A 20855-nucleotide genomic window follows, 5' to 3' on the forward strand; every position below is an offset into this window, starting at 1 on the left:
TGCCGCAGAGCGGCTGCAACTGCATTCCCACGCGGAGCGTGGGAACGATCAACGCTCCGCGTGGGAAGGATCAATTACAGACGAGTGCTTACAGGCCTTTTACTGCAAAGATGCCGGCAGCGTTGCGCCAGTAGCCCTTGTAGTCCATGCCGTAGCCGAAGATGAAGCGGTCCTCGCAGGGCAGGCCGACGTAATCGGCCTTGAGGTCCGGGCGCGCCTTGCGATCATGGGTCTTGTCGATCAGCACGGCAGTGTGCACGGCCGTCGCGCCGGCGTGTTTGCAGAACTCGATGATCGCCGACAGGGTGTGCCCCTCGTCGAGGATGTCGTCGATGATCAGCACCTCGCGGTCGATGAAGGAGATTTCCGGCTTGGCCTTCCAGAACAACTCGCCGCCAGTGGTTTCGCTGCGGTAGCGGGTGGCGTGCAGGTAGGACAGCTCCAGCGGAAAGCCCAGCTTGGGCAGCAGCTTGCCGGCGAAGATCAGCCCGCCGTTCATCACGCAGAACACCACCGGATTGCGTTCGGCCAGTTCGCCGTTGATGGCCGTGGCCACCTGGTCGATGGCGGCCTCGACCTGCGCCTCGGTATACAGGCAGTCGGCTTCGGACATGATTTGGCGGATGTGGGCGAGATCGGCTGGCATGGCGCGCTCCGGGGTCAACATGATCAGTGGATTAAATGCAGGCGGCGGACACCCGGCTGCGAAGCGGATGCACCGGCCAATGGCGCCCTAGGTTCTGTACGAAAAGTCGTCGAGCAAAGGTCAGGCGAGGCAAAAACGGGTGAGGAACGGATTGGGCTCGCATTCGAGTTTACGAGTTGTAAATGAGCATTCCGAACCAGTTTTTAACGAAGCATCACCGAGCGCAGACACTTTTCGTACAGAACCTAAGGCATAGCCTGAAAAACGGCCGGCAACGGTACTTACACTGCGACATCAGGGCAACCCTCGCCGAGGATTTCTGACTGGCTGCTCAGTTAAACTGCGCACCGGCTATATCCTGGCACGGCCAGTGCTTTACTCTACACACCCTGTGACAATCGCCACGCCCGGTCACCCTGCGTTAATTAACAGCTGCAAACTGCCGGTTTTCAACCCATGAACCGCACAGGCGCCCATTAACGCCCGGCCCGACCCGCAGCGTACCCGCTTGTCCACGATCTGTTCCGCCCTATCCCTTTGCCCGCCCGCCCCGGAGACCCCGCATGCCCATCCGTGAGATCCGCCACCCGCTGATCCGCCACAAGATCGGCCTGATGCGCCGCGCCGACATCAGCACCAAGAATTTCCGCGAACTGGCCCAGGAGGTCGGTGCACTGCTGACCTACGAGGCAACCAACGACCTGCCGCTGGAACACTACGAGATCAAGGGCTGGGCCGGGCCGGTGCAGGTGGAGAAGATCGCCGGCAAGAAGATCACCGTGGTACCGATCCTGCGCGCCGGCATCGGCATGCTCGACGGCGTGCTCAGCCTGATCCCCGGCGCCAAGGTCAGCGCCGTCGGCGTGGCGCGCAACGAGGAAACCCTGCAGGCGCACACCTACCTGGAAAAACTCGCGCCGGAGATCGACGAGCGCCTGGCGCTGATCATCGATCCGATGCTGGCCACCGGCGGTTCCCTGGTTGCCACCATCGACCTGCTCAAGCGCGCCGGCTGCAAGGAAATCCGCGCCATGGTGCTGGTCGCTGCACCGGAAGGGATCAAGGCCGTCGAAGACGCGCACCCGGATGTGACCATCTTCACCGCATCCATCGACGAACGCCTCAACGAACACGGCTACATCATTCCCGGGCTGGGCGATGCCGGTGACAAGATCTTCGGCACCAAGCAGAAGGACGCCTGAGCATGAGCGAGTACAACGACCCGCTGCCGCGGCAGATCCTCTCCGGCGCGCAGATGCTCTTCGTCGCCTTCGGCGCGCTGGTGCTGATGCCGCTGATCACCGGCATGGACCCGAACGTGGCGCTGTTCACCGCCGGCATCGGCACCCTGCTGTTCCAGCTGGCCACCGGGCGCCAGGTGCCGGTGTTCCTTGCCTCCTCCTTCGCCTTCATCGCGCCGATCATCGCCGCCAAGGGTGAATTCGGCCTGCCGGCAGTGCTCGGCGGCGTGGTTGCCGCGGGCTTCGTCTACACCTTTCTCGGCCTGGCCGTGAAGCTCAAGGGCCCGGGCTTCATCGACCGCATCCTGCCGCCGGTGGTGATCGGCCCGGTGATCATCGCCATTGGCCTGGCGCTGTCGCCCGTCGCGGTGAACATGGCGATGGGCAAGACCGGTGACGGCGCCGCCGAACTGGTGCCCTACCAGACCGCCATGTTCATCTCCATGCCGGCCCTGATCACCACCGTGCTGGTGGCCGTGCTCGGCCGTGGGCTGTTCCGCCTGGTGCCGATCCTCGCCGGCATCATCGTCGGCTGCACGCTGTCGGCGATCTTCGGCGTGTTCGACACCGCCGGCATCGCCGCGGCGTCCTGGCTGGCCATCCCCAACTTCGTCGCCCCCGAGTTCCACCTCGGCGCCATCCTGTACATGGTGCCGGTTGCCCTGGCCCCGGCCATCGAGCACATCGGCGGGGTGATCGCCGTCGGCACCGTCACCGGCAAGGACTTCGTGCGCAAGCCCGGCCTGCACCGCACCCTGCTCGGCGACGGCCTGGCCACCTCGGCCGCCGGCCTGTTCGGCGGCCCGCCCAACACCACCTACGCCGAAGTCACCGGCGCGGTGATGCTGACCAAGAGTTTCAACCCCAAGGTGATGACCTGGGCGGCGGTGTTCGCCATCACCCTGGCTTTCGTCGGCAAGTTCGGTGCGGCGCTGCAGGCCATTCCGGTACCGGTAATGGGCGGCATCCTCTGCCTGCTGTTCGGCTCCATCGCCGTGGTCGGGTTGAACACGCTGATCCGCCACCAGGTCGACCTGGCCGAGGCGCGCAACCTGATCATCGTCTCGGTAACCCTGGTGTTCGGCATCGGCGGCATGGTCATCGGCGGGCAGAGCTTCGCCCTGTCGGGCATCTCCCTGTGCGCGATCAGCGCCCTGGCGCTCAACCTGCTGCTGCCCGGTGGCAACGCCTGGCGCAAGCACCCGCCGCTCGATCCGGAGATCTGATCGGCCGGTTGTAGCGCGAAAGACCAAGCCCCGCCGATGCGGGGCTTTTTCATGGTGCGGACGCTCACGAACGCAGGGTGGATCGCGCGCTATCGATCCACCAGGCAGGCGGTTCGGGTGCTTGAAGCAACCCTCACCCTGGCCTCTCCTCGCCCCACGCGCTATGGTCATCGGCCTTTCGCATCACCTGGCCTGCCCTCATGCTCGATACCCTCGCCCGCGTCTTCGGTTTCTCCCAGCTGCGTCCCGGCCAGGAGCGCGTGGTCAACGCCGTGCTCGGCGGGCGCTCGGCGGCGGCGATCTTCCCCACCGGCTCGGGCAAGTCGCTGTGCTACCAGTTGCCCGCGCTACACCTGCCACACCTGACCCTGGTGGTGTCGCCGCTGCTGGCGTTGATGCAGGACCAGTTGGCCTTCCTCCACGCCCGCGGCATCAGCGCCGCCAGCATCGACTCGGCGCAGAGCCGTGAGCAGGCCGCCGAGACCATGGCCAAGGCCAAATCCGGCGAGCTGAAGATCCTGATGATCTCCGTGGAGCGCCTGAAGAACGAGCGCTTTCGCCACTTCATCAGCCAGGTGCCGATCTCCCTGCTGGTGGTCGACGAGGCGCACTGCATTTCCGAGTGGGGCCACAACTTCCGCCCGGACTACCTCAAGCTGCCCGACTACCAGCGCCAGTTCGCCATTCCCCAGGTGCTGCTGCTCACCGCCACGGCGACGCCACCGGTGATCGCCGACATGCAGAAGAAGTTCGCCATCGCCGCCGATGACGTAGTCACCACCGGGTTCTACCGCGCCAACCTCAACCTGCTGGTCGAGCCGGTGGCCGGGCGCGACAAACAGCGGCGCCTGGTCGAGTGGCTAGGCGCCAAGGCCGGCCAGCCGAGCATCGTCTACGTCACCCAGCAGAAGACCGCCGAACAGGTGGCCGAGCAGCTCAGCCAACGCGGCATCGCCGCCAGCGCCTACCACGCCGGCATGCCCCATGAAACGCGCGAGGCGATCCAGCGCCAGTTCATGGACGGGCGGATCAACTGCATCGTCGCCACCATCGCCTTCGGCATGGGCATCGACAAGAGCGACATCCGCAACGTGGTGCACTTCGACCTGCCCAAGTCCACCGAGAACTACAGCCAGGAAATCGGCCGCGCCGGGCGTGACGGCCAGCCGTCCGACTGCCTGGTGCTGGCCAACCGCGACAGCCTCAACGTGCTGGAAAACTTCGTCTACGGCGACACCCCGGAACTGGGCGGCATCCGCCGCGTGCTCGACGAGCTGCTGGCCAGCGCACCGGACGGCCAGTGGGAACTGATGCTCAACCAGCTCTCCGAGCAGAGCAACATCCGCCAGCTGCCGCTGAAGACCCTGCTGGTGCAGCTGGAACTGCGCGGCATCATCGCCCCGCGCTACGCCTACTTCGCCGAGTACCGTTTCAAGTACCTGGTCGAGCCGGAGGTGCTGCTGGGCAAGTTCGAGGGCGAGCGGCGCCAGTTCGTCGAGGGCATAGTCGCTAGCTCCAGTCGCGCACGGACCTGGTGCACGGTGGATTTCGACGCCCTGTACAACCAGCACCAGGCCGAGCGCGGACGCGTGGTGAAGGCCCTGGATTTCTTCCAGGAGCGCGGTTGGATCGAGCTGGAAAGCAAGCAGATGACCGAGGTCTACGCCCTGCTCGACCCGCGCTTCGACCCGCAGCAGCTGAGCGCTGAGCTGCACGCCTACTTCAAGCAGCAGGAAGCCAGCGAGATTCGCCGTATCCACGCCATGCTCGACCTGTTCGCCACCGACCACTGCCTGAGCCAGCGCCTGGCCGCCTACTTCGGCGACGCCAACGCGCCGCAGCGCTGCGGCCATTGCTCGGTGTGCCACGGCCGGGTCGCGCACTTGCCGCCGGCCCCGAGCCTGCGCCCACTGGCCGAGCAGGATATGCACGCACTGTGCGCCAGCTTCAGCCAGCGTCACCAGGAATACAGCGGTGAAGCGCCGAGCAGCGAATGCCTGACGCGCTTTCTCTGCGGCATCAGCGTACCCCTGTTCACCAAGCTCAAGGCCCGGCAGATTGCCGGGTTCGCTGCGTTGGAAGACTATCCCTACGCCGAGGTGCGCGACTGGGCGGCGCAGGCGTAGAGCGCTGTGGCGAAGAGTCGAAAAACAGGGGGAAGAGTCAGGCCGATGGCATTGCGCAATCGGGCCGCTGCCACCCGAGCCCGACCAGGCACGCGGATGGCAGGGTTGTAACCGTGATCAGTCGAGGTAGCCCTTGGACTTCAGCTCTTTTTCCGAGCGGTATTCCCTGAGCACCAGCGTGACGATGATCACCACCGTCTCGATCACGGCAGCCGTGACCGTCAGCTTGACGAACACCTCGGCACTGAGCGGCGTGAACCACAGCTGCGCCAGCGCCAGCAGCGCCCAGGCAACGAACAGGCTCAGGCCGATGATCACGCCGGTTTTCAAATGTCCTTCTCCAGCACAACCAGGTAAGCCTCACGCTTCCACAGCAGGAGCATGCGACGGATATCCTTCTCCATGGTCACCACGCGCCAGCCTTCGGCGGCGTTCTTGTTGAGGAATTCGGAGAAACGCACCGGATCGACCTTGGAGCCACCGAGAAACAAAGAGCCCAGCATTCCTTCGCGATAGACAACAACCTTGTACTGCTTCATGTAATGCACCTGCGGTGGTGGGAAATGATGGTGCGAGCGGCGCACAACAGCATGTCGCGCCCTGCGCCCGACCGAGCCGCAGATTACCAGCAGAGATCAGCCGAGGCAGCAGATTTCCGGGCCGGCCAATTTCAGCGCAATCTGACCCGATAGGCCTTATCCGCATCGATCTCCCCCACTCCGCCAGGCGTACCGAGCAGCAGCTCGTTGCCCACCTGCACCACGCTGCTGAAGCTGGGTAGCTCGCTGTCCGGCGAGGCCTGCAAACTTTCCAGCACCCGGCCTTCGCCATCGAAACGGAACACATGGGGGTAGCGGCTGGGCCGCGCCAATAACGAGGGCGGCAAGCGCGAGGCGATCTTGCGCACGAAAGGCCACGGCGCCAGCGCATCGAGCACGGCCTTGCGCGGCGAGAAGAACGAGCACCAGTACGTACCATCCGGGGCGATGGACAGGTCACCGGGGAAGCCCGGCAGGTTATCCAGCAGCACCTCGCGCTGACCCGCACGCTCCCCCGTCAGCCATAGGCGGGTGATGCGGTAGGCGCCGGTTTCGGCGACCAGCAGGTAGGACTCGTCCGGCGCCAGCACCACACCGTTGGCGAATTCGAGGCCGTCGAGCAGCAGCTCGATGCGCCCGTCCGAATGGCGCACGAACACCCGGCCATCGCCGCTGTGCTCGAGCAGCGCCAGCTTGTTGTCGGCCAGATCCCAGCGGCTCGATGCATCGCTGAAGAACAGCCGGCCATCGCGGGCGATGAACACATCGTTGAGGAAGTTGAAGCGCTGCGTCTCGCTGCTCTGCACCACGATGTCGGCCTTGCCCGCGGGCGACACACGCCAGACCAGCGCGCGCTCCTCGTCGGCGGCGTACAGGCTGCCGTCGCCGGCGAAGTTCATCCCCACCGGGCGGCCATCGACCTTGGCGAAGGTCTGCACCGCCTCGCCGGCGCGCCAGCGCACGATGCGTCCGTCGCCGATTCCGCTGTAGCGGCGTCCCTCGCCGTCCACCACCACGGTGTCCGGGCCGGACAGACCGGACTGCTCCAGCACCGCGCGATCCAGCCGCCCGTTCGCCGCCCACACCCCGCTGGCGGCGGGTAGCGGTTGTGGTTGCCAGGCCACCGGCTGCAGACGCGTGGGCCAGAACAGCAGGTAGCAGGCGCCGGCGAGCACGAGCAGCAACAGCAGTTTGCGCATGGCGATGATCCTTGTCGTTGTTATGCCTGCAGCCTAATCCAGGGCCACCGTATGCGGAGGTTCACGCCGCGCCAAAGCACTGACTTTGCCGCGCATCGGCTGCCGCCTGGAACCGCCGCGAAAAAGACCAGATATGCGACATAGAGCGGCCGGTTTGGTTACCGAATATTGCCCTGGCGCCCCGCGGCCGTCTGAACGGTCTATGACTGTTCAGTGACCATTTTTCCGGAGGCCCCTCGCATGCACACGCGCCGTCAGTTCATCCAGCATTCCACCGCTGCCGCCGCCCTGGCCGCACTCGTCCCGTTGTGGCCCGGCCTGGCCTGGGCCGTAGAGAGCGGCGGTCTGCTGCGCCGCAAGATCCCCTCGACCGGCGAGGAGCTGCCGGTGATCGGCCTGGGGACATCGCGGGTATTCGACGTCGACCTTGATCAGGCCAGCCTCGATCCGCTGCTGGAGGTGGTACGCGTGCTCGCCGACGGCGGCGCCACGCTGATCGACACCGCGCCCAGCTACGGCAATTCCGAGCTGGTCACCGGCACCCTCACCGCCCAGGACGGCCTGCGCGCACGCTTGTTCCTCGCCAGCAAGGTTTCCTCCAGCGGCCGCGAAGCGGGACTCGAGCAGATCGAGGCGAGCTTCAAGGACCTCAAGACCGACAAGCTCGACCTGATCCAGGTGCACAACCTGCAGGACACCGGCACCCAGCTAGCGCTGCTGCGCGAGCTGAAAGCGCAGGGGCGCATCCGCTACATCGGCATCACCCACTACATCGAGTCCGCCCACGACGACCTGCTGCGCGTGCTGGAGAAAGAAAAGGTCGACTTCGTCCAGCTCAACTATTCGGTTGGCGCACGCAATGCCGAGAAGCGCCTGCTGCCGTTCTGCGCCGATCACGGCATCGCCACCCTGATCAACCGGCCGTTCCAGCGCGGCGAGCTGTTCGCCAGGGTCAAGGGCACGCCGCTGCCGGGCTGGGCACAGGAGCTGGGGGCGAGTTCCTGGGCGCAGCTGCTGCTCAAGTTCATTCTCGCCGAGCCAGCGGTGACCGCGGTGATTCCCGCCACCTCGAAGACCCGCTACATGGCCGACAACCTGCTGGCCGGCCACGGCGCCTTGCCCGATGCCAAACAGCGCGAGCTGATCGTCGAGGCGTTCGCCTGACGCCTCACCTGGTATGCCCTGCGCTCACCGTCCGAGCGCCAGGGCGTGGCAACCCCGAGTTTGCGATGACGAACCCATGCCCGAGCCCCTCTTGAGCCGCCGCCTGAGCGCGGCGATCAATGCCCGCCCCGGCGAATTGCTGCCGGCGCTGAGCGGCTTCGTGCTGTTCTTCTGCCTGTTCGCCGGCTACTTCATGCTGCGGCCGATCCGCGAGGCGATGGGCATCGCCGGCGGCGTCGACAACCTGCAGTGGCTGTTCACCGCCACCTTCGTGGTCATGCTGGTCGCCGTGCCGCTGTTCGCCTGGCTCAACTCCCACGTGCCGCGCATCCGCTACATCGACTGGGTGTACGGTTTCTTCTGCCTCAACCTGCTGGCCTTCGCCGCCGCCTTCGCCGTGCTTGACGACAGCGTGTGGCTGGCACGGGTGTTCTACGTGTGGATCTCGGTCTACAACCTGTTCGTCGTCTCGGTGGCCTGGAGTCTGATGGCCGACGTGTTCGACGCCCCGCAGGCCAAGCGCCTGTTCGCCTTCATCGCCGCCGGCGCCAGCGTCGGCGGCCTGGTCGGCCCGGCGCTCAGCGCGCTGCTGATCGACGTCATCGGCCAGGCCGGACTGACCGTGCTCGCCGCCCTGCTGCTGGCCCTCGCACTACTGCTCAAGCAGCACCTGATGAGCTGGCGCGCCATTGGCGGCGCCGGTCGGCCCGGTGCCGAGCAGGTGGAAAGCCCACGCCGCCCGGTGGCCGGCAACCCGTTCAGCGGCATGACCCAGGTGCTGCGCTCGCCCTACCTGCTGGGGATTTCCGCCTTCGTCGTGCTGCTCGCCACGGTCAGCACCTTCCTCTACTTCGAGCAGGCGCGACTGGTCGCCGAGCTGTTTCCCGACCGCGCCGAACAGGTGCGCGTATTCGGCCTGATCGACATCGCCGTGCAGGCCGGCGCGCTGCTCTCGCAACTGTTCATCAGCGGCCGCGTGGCCCAGCACCTGGGTGTGCGCAGCCTGCTGGCGGTGGTGCCGGCGCTGGTTTGCATCGGCTTCCTCGGCCTGGCCCTGGCGCCGACCTTCGCCATGCTCGCCGGGCTGATGATCGTGCGCCGCATCGGCGAATACGCCTTCGTCCGTCCGGGCAGGGAAATGCTCTTCGCACCGCTGGATGCGCAGAGCAAGTACAAGGCAAAGAACTTCATCGACACGGTGGTCTATCGCGGTGGCGATGCCGTCAGCGGCTGGGCCAAGAGCCTGCTCGACCTGCTCGGCCAGGGCGCGTTGTTGGTCGCTCTGATCGGCGCGGCATGCGCGGCGCTGTGGGGCGTGCTCGGCTGGCACCTGGGCAGCCACGCCGACCGCGTGGCACGCCGCGCATCAACGGATGACTCGTTGCGCTAGATCGACCGGCCTGCGGGAGTCGTGCCGCGCATCAGGGACAGATCATGCGCCCGCCATTGGCGCACTGATCCTGATCGTCCACCGCTGCGCTCTGCATGCGGACGGTGGCCTCGGACGTCACCACGTAACCACGGCGACTGCGGCAGACATCTGCGTAGTTGGCGCTGGTATTGCGCGATACATCGCGGAAACTCGCTGGCGCCTTGTTGCTGTTGGCACGATCGATGGATTTCGACGTGGTACTGAGCAGGTAGTCGACCATCGGCACGATCAGTTTCATGCAGTACTGCACGCGGATCTTCAACAGGTTGGCATCCTGGATCGATACCGGCATCTGCTGCATGGGCCGATACATGAGGTTGTCATTGGGGATCGCCTCGCCACCGACGCCATCACCGAGCGGATCATCATGGGCCTCGGCCCATGCGTTGAAGGCTGCGTTGTCCGGGCTGATGCGGGTGATCAGGACGTAGTTGTCGACCTCAGCGGCCGTATGCGCCAGACGCGCGTCCTCATCCTGATACTGGGAAAACATCGGGTACATGCCGCGCAGCAGTCCGCGCCGCATGTCGTCATATTGCGCGTTGTTCATCGCGCCAATTCGCGCGGCCTGGAAGGTGGCGTAGTTCAGGCCGTTCTTCGCCGAATAGATGAACGCCGCCTGCACCGCACCGAAGATCAGCAGAATCAGCACCGGAATGATGATGAGGAACTCCACCATCGCCTGTGCACTCTGAGCGCGCCATTTCATCTCAAGGCTCTCGTCCGGCGTCATGGCTGGGTTGGCCCATGACATCGAGCAGACGTTCGCCCAGTTGCAACGCCCGGTCGGCCTCAGGCTGCTGGGGGTTGAGCGTCCTCTGCATCTCGGCTGCGCTGAGCAGGGCCTCTCGCAACTGTACCTGCAGCAGGTTGTGCCAGGCCCGTGCGTGCTGCGGATCGCGCAGCAGCGCTTCCCGGTAGCTGCCAATGGCCCCCTGCACATCGCCCTGACGGGCGAGGCTGTTACCGAGCTGATAACGCACGCCGGCATCGCTGGGCATGGCCCTGGCCAGGCGCTGGTACTGGTCGCTGGCCTGCACATAGCGGCCACTGGCGTAGTCCTGGTTGGCCGAGTTCTGCAGGGCAACCAGGTTGGACTGCGGCAGCATGCCGGCGCAACCGGACAGCAGAAGGCTTGCGAGGGCGAGACTCAGGGTACGCATCTAAGATTGTCTCCGGGTTCTATGTGCAGGCGCCGGCACTCTCCGGCAGCCAGTTCGACCACACTGCGGGCGCGCCAGCAGATGCTGAAGCGCCAGGGTCGCAGATCATGCCGTATTTCCAGAATCCGCTGCTCGGCATCCAGGTACAGCACATCGATGGCAAAGCGCATGAAGCAACAATGCACCGAGTTGCAGGGGCTGATCCACAGGCCCTGACCGGCAGGCAGACCCCGTCGTCCGAGCAAACCTCGCAGGCGCGCCCAGGGCGTCGCTGCACGCTCGAGCTGCAAGGCCGTGGGCACACGCCCGGCAACCCGATGGGTCACCTGGGCATTCATGACTGCCCCATGAACTTGACCACGATAGGGAACAGCAGAATCACGAAGGTCAGCGGGAAGATGAACATGATCAGCGGAATGATCAGTTTCACCGGTGCCTGCATCGCCGTCTTCTCGGCACGCTGAAAGCGCTCTTCGAGGCGCTGCTGCGCCTGGATCTGCAAGGTAGTGCGCAGGCTGCTACCCATTTTCTCGGCCTGAATGACCGAGCGCACGAAGGTGGTCAGGTCCTTGAGGTTGACCCGTTCTTCCATCCGTTGCAGTGCTTCCGAGCGGGGCAGGCCCGAGCGGATGTCACGCAGCACGATACGGAACTCATTCTTCATCGCGCCGTCCGGCCCTTTGTCCACTGCCTGCTGCAGGGCACCCAGGAAGTTCAGGCCGGCGTCGACGCACATGGTCAGGTATTCGAGGAAGACCGGCAGGTTCCGAATGATGTCCCGGTCGCGGCGCTTGTGTGTGTCGCTGATCCACATCATCGGCAGCAGCGCACCCATCGCCATCATCACCAGCAGCACAGGCCAGATGATTCCGGACTTGCCGGTGGCCATCGGCACCGCGGCAACCAGCGGGAAGAGCAAGGCCAGGGTGATGCACAGGGCGAGGAAGTCCTCGGCGGTTAGCACGTAGAGCGCACCGGTCTTCTGCAGTTTCTGGTCGAGGCGGTCCATGTGCTGCGGTGGCACGCTGCTGCAGAAGAAGTGACTGACCAGACGCACCAGCGGCCAGATCGGGCGTACCCAGCTAGGCACCGGATCCATGTAGGCACGGTTCTCTTCCGGCAGCAGCGACAGCAGCCAGACAAATATCAGCAAAGTGCTGGTGACGGCCATACCGAGGCCGGCACTGCTGAGCAAGGCGAGCAGTTCAGTCATCGAAGGCTTGCCCCGTTTGGCGCGAGCTGCGGACTGCACACCATTGTTCGTCGTTCATCTGAAGTGGCAACTTTCTCTCCTCATGCCGAGCGCCGCATGAAACCGGCTCCGGCTCAGCAGTGGCGATATGGCAACTGCCCTATGCATCGATCCGGGTAATTCGCTGAATGGACAGGAAGCCCAGAACCTCCATCACCACCATCACGGTCAGCACCATCAGGCCGTTGCGGGTGGTGTAGAGCTGGCTCATGGCTTCGGGTTCGATGGCACTGAGGATGCCGGCGAGAAACACCGGCAGCAGCGCCATGAAGGTGCCCTGGGCGCGCCCCTGGGCGGTCAGGCTGTCGATCTTGCCTTCCATCACCCGCTTGCGCCGCAGCATGGCGGCCATGGTGTTGATGGTCTCCACTAGGTTGCCACCGACCTCACGGCTGATGCGGATCGCCGAACTGGCCATGATGAACGAGGGCATGGGGATGCGCTTCTCCAGCTTGAGCAGCGCATCTTCGAGGGTCACACCGAGGCGGATGTTCTTGATCAGCAGACCGAACTCCTGGGACAGCGGCGCGGGGGACTGCTGAACCACGTTTTCCAGCGCCATGGTCAGGCTCGCCCCGGACTGCAGGCTGCTGGAAAGCATCATGAAGGCATCGGGTAGCTGCTCCTCGAATTTCTTCAGGCGCTTCTTGCTCATCTGCTTGAAGACGAAACGTGGCACGAACAACGCTACCAGCGTGCCGGCGACCGTCACGACGAGAATCTGGAACAACGCATGCAGAAACAGCGGCACCAGCACCAGCAACATCAGGTTGAGGATGAACAGCTGCCGACCGTTAGCGAAGATGAACATATCGGCCATCTCGATCTCGGCATTGCGCGAGAACTGCTGCCGATAGAACGAGAAAAAATCCAACACCCGATCGGCGAACAGCAACGCGGTAATGCCCACGGCCGCGCCGAGTGCCGCCAGGCATGCCAGCAGCAGGATTTCATTCATAGGTCCGCCCCGCTGCGGAAGATATCGAGATTGACCGGTATGCCGCGCTTGGCCAGCGCCTCATAGAACTCGGGCACCTGGCCGGTGGCCTGGAAGTGACCCTTGACCCGGCCATTTTCATCGAAGCCGGTCTGCTGGAAACGGAAGATCTCGTTGAGCTGGATGGTGCTCTGCTCCATGCCGGTGATCTCACTGATGCTGGTGATCCGCCGTGAGCCATCGCCGAAGCGGGTCTGCTGAACGATCAGCTGCACCGCAGAAGCGATCTGCTCACGAATGGCCTGCACCGGCAGGTCCATGCCGGCCATCAACACCATTACCTCGAGACGCCGCAACATGTCGCGCGGGTTGTTGGCGTGGCCGGTGGTCAGCGAGCCATCGTGGCCGGTGTTCATCGCCTGCAGCATGTCCAGTGCCTCGCCACCACGGCACTCACCCACCACGATACGGTCCGGGCGCATACGCAGGCAGTTGCGTACCAGATCGCGGATGGTCACCTGCCCCTTGCCCTCCATGTTCGCCGGGCGCGCCTCCAGGGAAACCACGTGCGGCTGTACCAGCTTGAGCTCGGCAGCGTCTTCCACGGTGACCACCCGCTCCTCCACGGGAATGAAGTTGGAAAGAATGTTGAGCAGGGTTGTCTTGCCCGAACCGGTACCGCCGGAAACCACCACGTTCAGACGCTGTTCGACCGCGGTACGAAGGAACTCGACCATCGGCACATTGATGGTGCCAAAGCGCATCAGGTCGTCAGTGGTCAGCTTCTTCTCGGAGAACTTACGGATGGTCAGGCAGGGCCCGCGCAACGCCAACGGCGGGATGATGGCGTTGACCCGCGAGCCATCCTTCAGACGCGCATCGACCATCGGTGAGCTTTCGTCGATACGCCGCCCCAGCGGCGAGATGATCCGTTCGATGGTCGACAGTACTGCGGCATTGGAACTGAAGTTGATCGCGGTCTTCTCCAGTCGCCCGGCACGCTCGACATAGATATCGTCGTGGGCGTTGACCATGATTTCACTGACCGAGGAGTCGGTCAGCAGGTCTTCCAGCGGACCGAGACCGATGGCCTCGTCGAGAACGATCTTGCGCAGAATATCGGTATTCAACGCCGGCAAGCGCCCACCGACCTGCTGCAGGATCTCGTCGATCAGCCCGGACAGGGTCGTGCGGACCTGTTCATGATCCATGCTGTCGAGGTTCATTCGCCGCAGGTCGAGCGCGCGAAACAGCTCGCCCTGAATGAACTGCGCCCACTCCATGTAGGCATGGTGCAGGTTCGGCGTAGCCTCCACTGCCGCAACGCATTCCTCCGTTGTCAGCGGGGTCAGGCTTTCCGGCTCATCGCTTTGCTGTGGATGAAGGGCGCGCACCCGCACCAGATAGCCGCCGATGGCAATGGCATCCTCGGGGGCCAACGGGCCGTGCCGCGAAACGACCGCCTCGTTGACCCGCACTTCATAGCCACGACTGACATCTTCGACGAACAGGCCGGCCATGGAATGTTCGATACGTGCATGAATCGGCGCGACCTTCCAACCACGCAGGCGGATCAGCCCGCTGCGCGCCCGCCCCAGCTCGCAGAACGCACTGGTGCAGGTCAGCTTTTCCAGCGGTTTGCCGTCACGGTAGGTAACTTCGATCTCGAACATGGGGTCAGCCTCAGTCGATCAGCTCAATGGCATCGACGTCGCGTCGGTAGCGTTCGATCATTTTCTTCTGGCGATTGATTTCTTCAGCGTTCACCGAGTCCGGTGCGTCGGTCAGCAGGCGCGGCGTGATGAAAATCACCAGCTCCGTGCGGCTGCCCTTGAAGCTCTTGTTGCGGAACAGGGTTCCCAGGAACGGCAGGTCTTTCAGCCAGACAAGGCCTTCGTGGGACGTCTGGCTGTCCTCCGTGACGAGACCGGACAGCACCAGAGTCTCGCCGATGCGCAGCTGCACATCGTTCTCGGTGCGACGGGTCTTGAACGCCGGGTACTCGCCAACCTGATTGGCCTTGTCGAGCTGGCTGATCTCGGCCTGCACCTTGGTGGCGACCTGGTCGCTGCCATAGAGCTTGGGCTCGATGTTGAGCATGATGCCGAAATCCTTGTACTCCACCGAAGGACCGCTGATGCTGCTGGTTACCACCGGTACCTCGCCACCGACGGTCAGCTGCGCCTTGCCGCCGCTACGCGCGGACAGCCGCGGCGAGGCCAGGGTCAGGGCCGAGCCGTTCTTCTCCAGCAGGTTGATGCGCGATGTCAGCTCGCTGGCGATACCCCAGTAAGCATGCGAGCCCGCGTCGCCGACCACATCATTGAGGTTATCGAAGGTGCCGCTGGCACTGGGGAACTGGCCGCGATACAGATTGTTGGTGCCACCGTCGGCGTTGAAAGCCAGGGTCGGGCCGTTGATCGAAGTACTCCAGTTGACACCCAGCTCTTCCACATCGTCCTTGGCGAACTCGGTGATGCGCACGTCGAAATAGACCATCGGCGCGTCGTACTCGGAGGTCAGCTGAGCCAGTACCAGCACATCGGGATAGCTTTTCTTGACCAGTTCGATGCGGTTCAGGTCGACCTGATCGAGACTGCCATCAACCACGATCTGCCGACCGACAGCCCTGATGGTGATACCCGGGATCTGCCCGAGCATGGCCTGCACCTCGCTCAGGACCTCGGCGGCATCGGATTTGGTGGCGGCGCCCGTCTGTTCTTCGGCCAGCACGATGACGTTGTCACCGTAGGGTTTGACCGCGTCCTTGATCTGCACCAGTTGCTCGGCACTGACCCGACCGTCGACCACGACCTGGCGCCCGACAGTACGCAGACGTACGCCAGGGATGCCGGACAACATGGCACGCAGCTCAGGCAACTGGCGGTAGCCGTTACCCTTGGCGACCACCACGCTCATCTGCTCACGACTGCCATCCTCGAACCAGAAATGCACGGTGGTTTCGCCGTCCTGCTGGGCGGTGAGCACGACTTCCTCGTTCTTCAGCAGGGTGGCGCTGATCAGATCGACATTACCCACTGCCACCCGCTCGACACCAGGCGCGCTGAGCACCCGCACATCGCCGTCGTACAGTACGAGCGACGTCGGGAGTGTATTGGCCTGGGCCGACAGGCTCAGGCTGAGGATTGCCAGTATTCCGACTACAAATCGCATTGTGTTGTGCCCTGGTTGGTCTTGCCTGTTCTCATCTTGTTTTCCATCCCTTCCTACGCTGAACGCTGCAGCCCCCGAGCGAACGCAGTCACGCCGTCCGCTTCGATGCAGCCCGTTGAAAGGAGGAGCGTCATTCAAGTCGCAGCGTCTGTATCGGAATGACGCCTTGCTTGCCGGTACCACCCGGAATGAACTGGATCATTCGGGTGGTCTCCCGGCGGGCGGCGGATGGCGCGGCATCGCGCGGGGTTTCCACCCCCAGGGTGACGCCACGGGCAAGTACATTGCCGTTGTTGTCCACCACCTTGCCGTCCACCACTTTGCCGATGGCCTTGCCGTCGGCTCCGTACACGGTGTCGCCGAGCACATTGCCAAGCACCTTGCCGGACGCATCACGGACCACCTGCTGTGCGTCCTTGCGCAGACCGACCTCGGCATTGGCATTGAGATTGCCGGCCGCATCGTAGACCTTGCCGTCACGCACGGAGCCGACCTTGCGACCCTGGCTGTCGATCACGTCATCGCCCACCACGGTACCGACGACATTACCGTTGGCGTCGCGTACCACCAGCACCGCGTCGGCCATTGGCTTGCCCTCGCCATCGAGCACCGCCTGCTCGACCTTGCCAAGCACCTTGCCGTCGCTGGCGACCGCCACACCGTCCTTGACTGTCCCGATCACCTTGCCAGTGGCGTCCACCAACTTTCCGTCGACGACCTTGCCGAGCACTTTGCCGCTGGCGTCACGGACGATCTCGCCCGGCTCGCCGATCACCTTACCGGTGGCGTCGACCAGCTTGCCATTGACCAGTTTGCCGCTGACATCACCGCTTGCGCCTGGTACGTGCGAGGTGCTCATGTCAATCACCCGACCACTGGAGTCGAGCGCAACGTTCTTTTCCACCCGACCCAGCTCTTTACCATCCAGGCCCACGGCCTTGCCGTCGGTGTAGGCGCCGATGACATTGCCTTTGGCGTCGACCACATTGCCGTCGACCACCCGACCGATCACGTTGCCATCGGCGTCACGTACCACGGTGGCGCGATCCTGCATGCGCAGCAGCGGATCATCGGCGGCCAGACCACGCACGGTGCGCCCCATGACCTTGCCATCGACGCCGACCGCCTGACCGTCGACCATGCGGCCGGTAATGCGGCCGTTCAGGTCCACGATGTTGTCGCCGACGATGCGACCGATCACTTTGCCGTCGGCATCGAGCACTACATCGACGGTTTCCGCCGGGAGCGGATCGAGCAGGCTGGAAACGGTAACCTGACCAAGCTCGGCCGAGCTGCTGTCCTTCGGGTGACGCAGCACGGCGACCAGCTCGCCAGCCTTCTCCGCCAATTCCACCCGCGCCACCTGTGCCGGCGTGAGCATCAGCGACAGCGTCGAGAAGTTCATGTTGAAGCCGTCCGGCGTGCTGCGGTCGTAGTAGTTTTCGTATTTGCGCCCCGCGGCATCCTCGCGACCGGCAGCGAGCACCACGACATCCTGCAGCACGTTGATGACCACTTCGTCGGAGTAGTTGGTCTGCTCCTGCAGGCCGATGTCGGTGGCCGAGAAGGAGCCGAGCAGGTCGATGCGGTCGCCGGGACGCAGCATGCCGTCGAACGAGTTGATCTTGCTGACCTTCACCGTCTTGACCCGCTTGCCAAGCTCGACGTTTTCCGAGAAGCGCGACACGCCATCCTGTTCCACCGCGTCCCAGGTGATGGGCCGGCCCTTCTCCAACGCCTGAACCGTCATGCGGTTTTCCAGCCGCGGCCAGTCTTCGGACATCACCGCATTGGAGGGCAGGTAATCACGCGGGATATCCATCACCGCGACGTTCTCCGGCGTCAGCGGCTGGGATTTCTCGACCTGGACCTTGGGTACGATCACCGAGACCATCACCTGAGTGGCTGGCTGGTAGGCCGCCCGGTACTGCGACTCCTTGGCCTTCAGGTACAGCCAGCCAAGCAGCGCGGCGAGCACCCCGCAGACGATGGCAATGATCAGAAGTTTTTTTCCCGAAACGGATGACATATCGCTCCCCATTTACTTCTTTTTGGCCCGGCAGGCGCCGTAGCCGAATTTTTCTTGCTAAAGCTCTACTCCCTTTTCCCGGCTTCTATGCCCAGGTGAAAAGGCTCAAGGACTCGAGCGCATGCAGGCGGCACTGGATCACTTGGTCAATGTCCAGGTGCTCAAGACCGGGTCATAGGTGTAGGTCACCGTGCTGCTTCCCCCGCAATCGCTGGCGCTGGCTCCATTGACGAAGCCGCTCACACCATCAAGTCGAATGGAGGGGTCATTGAATTTTTTTAAGAAGACAGCACTGACCAACTCGCCATTCGCATTGGTAAGGCCATTGCTATCACTCCAGCCTCCAGGCATCACCAGGCATGGCGAGTAGCCCTCCCAGTCGCTATTGGGCAGGCTGGTGAACTTCACCGTGACCAGCTCCGTGCCCTCGCTGTCCACGGGCTCGGTGAAGGTCGTGGAGGTGGAAAGCGTGCTTTTGAGCGAGTAGAGCTTGCCACCCAGCTCGTAACCGGCCGTTTGCGGCACGCCCTTGCTGTCGAGTTCCACCACCCGGCGCATCGGCTTGGCCGTCATGCCGGTCGGCTGCGGGCTGAGCAGCTCACGCGTGGAGGCGGAGTAGTACTTGTTCTTGTACAGGTAGGCGAAGCCGTAGATCTTGCCGCCCGAGGTCAGTGCCATCAACGGCAGTTCCTTGCCGTCCTCGTCGACCCACAGACGCGTGCCCGACGCACCGCCGTAGATGATGTTGCCGTTCTCGTCGACGAACACACAGTCGCCGGTCTCGGTACGCTGGCACCAGGCGAGAATATTGCCGGCGGCGTCCACCAGCATGTCGCCATTCATCTGGCCCAGCAGCTTGCCGTTGGCGTCGTAGATCATTTCGATGGTCGGCAACTGCGCATCCGCGCCTGGCAGTTCCGTGTCATCGGCTGGCGGCGTGTCGCCATCATCGAAGTCTTCATCTTCGTCTGCGTTGGCGTTGAAACTCACCTTGTAGCGATCGTATTGCTGCACCTTGTTCATTTCGCTGGACTGCGTGCTGTAGCCCCGTTTCACGTTGTCGAACAGGGTGGTGACGTCGGTGGTGGCCGCCAGCAGCGCGGCCCCGGTAACGCCCAGCACGACCAGGTATTCGGTCATGGACTGCCCCAGCTGACGTGCACGGCTCATCAGCGATCCATCCTGTTGACCAGAATCTGGGTTCTGCCCTGCGCGCGCAGCAGGCCGACAGTCATGATCTCCCGTCCCTTGGCGTAGCTCAGCACCAGGGCATTGGGCTGTTCGCTACGCGACTCCAGTGTCCAGCCCTGATTCTGCAGCTCGGCCTCGTACCAGGCGCGCGTGGCGTTCAGGTCTTCCTCGCCAAGCAGCATGACCATGCGCCCTTGGCGAATCTCGTCGTCGCTGCGCATGTCGCTGATCACCTGGGCACCTGGTGGCACCGGCATACCGGCACCCAGTGCCTGCTTACCGGCATCACTGGCCGGTGGATTGGTCAGCAGCATGCGGCCGTAGCTGTAGCGATCGTTCTGCGCCTTGACCTGCACCATCATCATGCAGTGTTTGTTGATGTGCAGAATCTGCTCCCAACCGTTGAACTCGGTGAAATCCACCGCTTCCTGCCACTCGTCCGCATAGAACGCCTTGACCTGTTCCAGGGTGGCGGCCACGCGGAAGCTGCGACCGGCCATCGGCGTGTGGTTCCACTGCACGTTGCCGCCAATCGAACTGACGATCATGGCGTCCATGCGCGGAAAATCGTCGTAGTCGCAATCTGCCTGGGCGCCCAGGCAAACCAGCAGGATGGTGGTGGGCAGGAGTCGGGAATAATTGTTCATTTGAAGTAGCAAAAACCGGTGGTGGTGTTGCAATTGACGTCGCCGTCGGGCATCGGCTTGGTGCTGACCGGTGCGAAGTTCACATCCTTGAAGGACGGCTCGAAGATGCCGATCAAACTGCGCACAACGCCCCAGAGCGGGTTGTCCTCGATCAGCGTGCCCAGTACGAAGTCATCGGTCTTTTCGCGGAAGTGCCCTTCGCTCTGCGCCACCCAGCCATCGGCCAACACCGCCGAGTTCGCCTTGACGTTAAGCTGGTTGGCGAAGCGATCACCCAGCAGCGGTTGGCCGCCCAGCCTGCCGCCCGCCATCGGCACCGGGATGTCGATGGTGGATTTGTAGAAATTCTGGGTGGGATGAGCGACCTGCAGAAAGTCGTCGTCGCCGCCACCGAAACTGATCACCTTGAGCACCTTGTTCACCGTGCCCATGACATCGTTGTAGGTATCGAGAACGCTGTAAGCGGTGGAGGGGGTCGCCGAGTTGAGCAGACCGGAACTGGCTGCCGCACTGCCGGCAGTGGTCATGGCCTGGCCACTGTGCGTCCAGCGCCACAGGTTGTTGCTGGCGGTCGGCTGGTCGATGTCGGTGGCGGCGAAGCGGCGCGTCGTCGCTTCGTATGGCAGCAGGCGTTGCTCGGCGCTGTTGAGAATGGCGGCATCCGAGCGGATGGCCAGGTAGCCGTCCTTGGTATCGATCTGGCTTGGCAAGGTGTCGCTGCTGCCAAAGCTGTTGTACCAGACGGTGCGTTCCCAGGCGGTATAGCGCGCCAGTTCCTGTGCCTTGTAGGACATATCGGAAAGCTTGGCCACGACCGGCACCAGCACGAACAGCAGCAGCAGACAGCCGGCAGTCATCACCACGAACTCAGCCATGGCCTGGCCTCGGC

General features: G+C 63.7%; 20 protein-coding genes. 5 read left to right on the plus strand and 15 right to left on the minus strand.

Features of this window, described 5'->3' with window-relative positions; translation table 11 throughout:
- Window positions 1-88: 88 nt before the first annotated feature.
- Window positions 89-646 carry a hypoxanthine-guanine phosphoribosyltransferase gene (locus tag IB229_RS04435; protein ID WP_192325342.1) on the minus strand — a complete coding sequence of 186 codons (558 nt, stop codon included), beginning with the start codon at window positions 644-646 and terminating at the stop codon, window positions 89-91.
- Window positions 647-1209: 563 nt separating this feature from the next.
- Between IB229_RS04435 and upp the strand changes: the two genes are divergently transcribed.
- From upp to IB229_RS04450, 3 genes are all read left to right on the plus strand, one after another.
- The gene (gene upp / locus IB229_RS04440) at window positions 1210-1848 is read left to right on the plus strand and encodes a uracil phosphoribosyltransferase (protein ID WP_192325344.1); all 639 of its coding nucleotides are present in this window, start codon (window positions 1210-1212) and stop codon (window positions 1846-1848) included.
- A 2-nt stretch (window positions 1849-1850) separates the two neighbouring features.
- Entirely contained in the window at window positions 1851-3113 is a 1263-nt protein-coding gene (locus IB229_RS04445; protein WP_192325346.1) for a uracil-xanthine permease family protein, read from the plus strand.
- Window positions 3114-3313: 200 nt separating this feature from the next.
- Window positions 3314-5239, plus strand: coding sequence for an ATP-dependent DNA helicase RecQ (locus IB229_RS04450; RefSeq protein ID WP_192325348.1), 1926 nt, complete (start codon window positions 3314-3316; stop codon window positions 5237-5239).
- Window positions 5240-5356: 117 nt separating this feature from the next.
- Here IB229_RS04450 and IB229_RS04455 read toward each other — a convergent pair whose 3' ends face one another.
- The 3 genes from IB229_RS04455 to IB229_RS04465 all read right to left on the minus strand — a co-directional run bounded on the left by IB229_RS04455 (window position 5357) and on the right by IB229_RS04465 (window position 6977).
- Complete coding sequence (locus IB229_RS04455; protein WP_192325350.1) at window positions 5357-5569, minus strand: hypothetical protein; 213 nt, start codon at window positions 5567-5569, stop codon at window positions 5357-5359.
- Window positions 5566-5778 (minus strand): DUF4177 domain-containing protein, encoded by a 213-nt coding sequence (locus IB229_RS04460; protein WP_192325352.1) that lies wholly within the window; start codon window positions 5776-5778, stop codon window positions 5566-5568. The genes IB229_RS04455 and IB229_RS04460 overlap by 4 nt, the downstream gene beginning before the upstream one ends.
- A gap of 131 nt (window positions 5779-5909) precedes the next feature.
- A complete protein-coding gene (locus IB229_RS04465; protein WP_192325354.1) occupies window positions 5910-6977 on the minus strand; it encodes an SMP-30/gluconolactonase/LRE family protein in 1068 nt (355 codons plus the stop codon).
- 240 nt (window positions 6978-7217) lie between these two features.
- On the opposite strand from IB229_RS04465, the gene IB229_RS04470 reads away from it, so the two are divergent.
- On the plus strand, window positions 7218-8141 hold the full coding sequence (locus IB229_RS04470; RefSeq protein ID WP_192325356.1) for an aldo/keto reductase: 924 nt from the start codon (window positions 7218-7220) through the stop codon (window positions 8139-8141).
- A gap of 76 nt (window positions 8142-8217) precedes the next feature.
- Window positions 8218-9531, plus strand: a complete 1314-nt coding sequence (locus IB229_RS04475; protein WP_192325358.1) for an NTP/NDP exchange transporter — start codon at window positions 8218-8220, stop codon at window positions 9529-9531.
- A 31-nt stretch (window positions 9532-9562) separates the two neighbouring features.
- Here IB229_RS04475 and IB229_RS04480 read toward each other — a convergent pair whose 3' ends face one another.
- From IB229_RS04480 to IB229_RS04530, 11 genes are all read right to left on the minus strand, one after another.
- Window positions 9563-10282, minus strand: coding sequence for a TadE/TadG family type IV pilus assembly protein (locus IB229_RS04480; protein ID WP_192325360.1), 720 nt, complete (start codon window positions 10280-10282; stop codon window positions 9563-9565).
- 1 nt (window position 10283) lies between these two features.
- Window positions 10284-10736, minus strand: a complete 453-nt coding sequence (locus IB229_RS04485; protein ID WP_192325362.1) for a tetratricopeptide repeat protein — start codon at window positions 10734-10736, stop codon at window positions 10284-10286.
- Window positions 10724-11074, minus strand: coding sequence for a DUF192 domain-containing protein (locus IB229_RS04490; protein ID WP_192325364.1), 351 nt, complete (start codon window positions 11072-11074; stop codon window positions 10724-10726). The genes IB229_RS04485 and IB229_RS04490 overlap by 13 nt, the downstream gene beginning before the upstream one ends.
- Entirely contained in the window at window positions 11071-11949 is an 879-nt protein-coding gene (locus tag IB229_RS04495; RefSeq protein WP_192325366.1) for a type II secretion system F family protein, read from the minus strand. Before IB229_RS04495 ends, IB229_RS04490 begins: the two co-directional genes overlap by 4 nt.
- Window positions 11950-12088: 139 nt before the next feature.
- The gene (locus IB229_RS04500) at window positions 12089-12946 is read right to left on the minus strand and encodes a type II secretion system F family protein (RefSeq protein WP_192325368.1); all 858 of its coding nucleotides are present in this window, start codon (window positions 12944-12946) and stop codon (window positions 12089-12091) included.
- Window positions 12943-14598, minus strand: a complete 1656-nt coding sequence (locus IB229_RS04505) for an ATPase, T2SS/T4P/T4SS family (protein WP_192325370.1) — start codon at window positions 14596-14598, stop codon at window positions 12943-12945. The genes IB229_RS04500 and IB229_RS04505 overlap by 4 nt, the downstream gene beginning before the upstream one ends.
- A gap of 10 nt (window positions 14599-14608) precedes the next feature.
- Window positions 14609-16099: a type II and III secretion system protein family protein gene (locus IB229_RS04510; RefSeq protein WP_192325373.1), complete on the minus strand. Its 1491-nt coding sequence runs from the start codon at window positions 16097-16099 to the stop codon at window positions 14609-14611.
- Between the two features lie 130 nt (window positions 16100-16229).
- On the minus strand, window positions 16230-18128 hold the full coding sequence (cpaB, locus tag IB229_RS04515) for a Flp pilus assembly protein CpaB (protein WP_192325375.1): 1899 nt from the start codon (window positions 18126-18128) through the stop codon (window positions 16230-16232).
- 138 nt (window positions 18129-18266) lie between these two features.
- Window positions 18267-19298 carry a cache domain-containing protein gene (locus tag IB229_RS04520; protein WP_192325377.1) on the minus strand — a complete coding sequence of 344 codons (1032 nt, stop codon included), beginning with the start codon at window positions 19296-19298 and terminating at the stop codon, window positions 18267-18269.
- Window positions 19298-19966 carry a hypothetical protein gene (locus IB229_RS04525; RefSeq protein ID WP_192325379.1) on the minus strand — a complete coding sequence of 223 codons (669 nt, stop codon included), beginning with the start codon at window positions 19964-19966 and terminating at the stop codon, window positions 19298-19300. The genes IB229_RS04520 and IB229_RS04525 overlap by 1 nt, the downstream gene beginning before the upstream one ends.
- Window positions 19963-20841 (minus strand): hypothetical protein, encoded by an 879-nt coding sequence (locus IB229_RS04530; RefSeq protein ID WP_192325380.1) that lies wholly within the window; start codon window positions 20839-20841, stop codon window positions 19963-19965. The genes IB229_RS04525 and IB229_RS04530 overlap by 4 nt, the downstream gene beginning before the upstream one ends.
- Between the last annotated feature and the right edge of the window lie 14 nt (window positions 20842-20855).

The sequence above is a fragment of the Pseudomonas sp. PDM14 genome (assembly GCF_014851905.1).
In the GTDB taxonomy this organism is placed as follows: Bacteria; Pseudomonadota; Gammaproteobacteria; order Pseudomonadales; family Pseudomonadaceae; genus Aquipseudomonas.

Coding starts and splice junctions, on each gene's coding strand:
- IB229_RS04435 (WP_192325342.1), bottom strand. CDS start 646: ATGCCAGCCGATCTCGCCCACATCCGCCAAATCATGTCCGAAGCCGAC.
- upp (WP_192325344.1), top strand. CDS start 1,210: ATGCCCATCCGTGAGATCCGCCACCCGCTGATCCGCCACAAGATCGGC.
- IB229_RS04445 (WP_192325346.1), top strand. CDS start 1,851: ATGAGCGAGTACAACGACCCGCTGCCGCGGCAGATCCTCTCCGGCGCG.
- IB229_RS04450 (WP_192325348.1), top strand. CDS start 3,314: ATGCTCGATACCCTCGCCCGCGTCTTCGGTTTCTCCCAGCTGCGTCCC.
- IB229_RS04460 (WP_192325352.1), bottom strand. CDS start 5,778: ATGAAGCAGTACAAGGTTGTTGTCTATCGCGAAGGAATGCTGGGCTCT.
- IB229_RS04465 (WP_192325354.1), bottom strand. CDS start 6,977: ATGCGCAAACTGCTGTTGCTGCTCGTGCTCGCCGGCGCCTGCTACCTG.
- IB229_RS04470 (WP_192325356.1), top strand. CDS start 7,218: ATGCACACGCGCCGTCAGTTCATCCAGCATTCCACCGCTGCCGCCGCC.
- IB229_RS04475 (WP_192325358.1), top strand. CDS start 8,218: ATGCCCGAGCCCCTCTTGAGCCGCCGCCTGAGCGCGGCGATCAATGCC.
- IB229_RS04480 (WP_192325360.1), bottom strand. CDS start 10,282: ATGAAATGGCGCGCTCAGAGTGCACAGGCGATGGTGGAGTTCCTCATC.
- IB229_RS04485 (WP_192325362.1), bottom strand. CDS start 10,736: ATGCGTACCCTGAGTCTCGCCCTCGCAAGCCTTCTGCTGTCCGGTTGC.
- IB229_RS04490 (WP_192325364.1), bottom strand. CDS start 11,074: ATGAATGCCCAGGTGACCCATCGGGTTGCCGGGCGTGTGCCCACGGCC.
- IB229_RS04495 (WP_192325366.1), bottom strand. CDS start 11,949: ATGACTGAACTGCTCGCCTTGCTCAGCAGTGCCGGCCTCGGTATGGCC.
- IB229_RS04500 (WP_192325368.1), bottom strand. CDS start 12,946: ATGAATGAAATCCTGCTGCTGGCATGCCTGGCGGCACTCGGCGCGGCC.
- IB229_RS04505 (WP_192325370.1), bottom strand. CDS start 14,598: ATGTTCGAGATCGAAGTTACCTACCGTGACGGCAAACCGCTGGAAAAG.
- IB229_RS04510 (WP_192325373.1), bottom strand. CDS start 16,099: ATGCGATTTGTAGTCGGAATACTGGCAATCCTCAGCCTGAGCCTGTCG.
- cpaB (WP_192325375.1), bottom strand. CDS start 18,128: ATGTCATCCGTTTCGGGAAAAAAACTTCTGATCATTGCCATCGTCTGC.
- IB229_RS04520 (WP_192325377.1), bottom strand. CDS start 19,298: ATGAGCCGTGCACGTCAGCTGGGGCAGTCCATGACCGAATACCTGGTC.
- IB229_RS04525 (WP_192325379.1), bottom strand. CDS start 19,966: ATGAACAATTATTCCCGACTCCTGCCCACCACCATCCTGCTGGTTTGC.
- IB229_RS04530 (WP_192325380.1), bottom strand. CDS start 20,841: ATGGCTGAGTTCGTGGTGATGACTGCCGGCTGTCTGCTGCTGCTGTTC.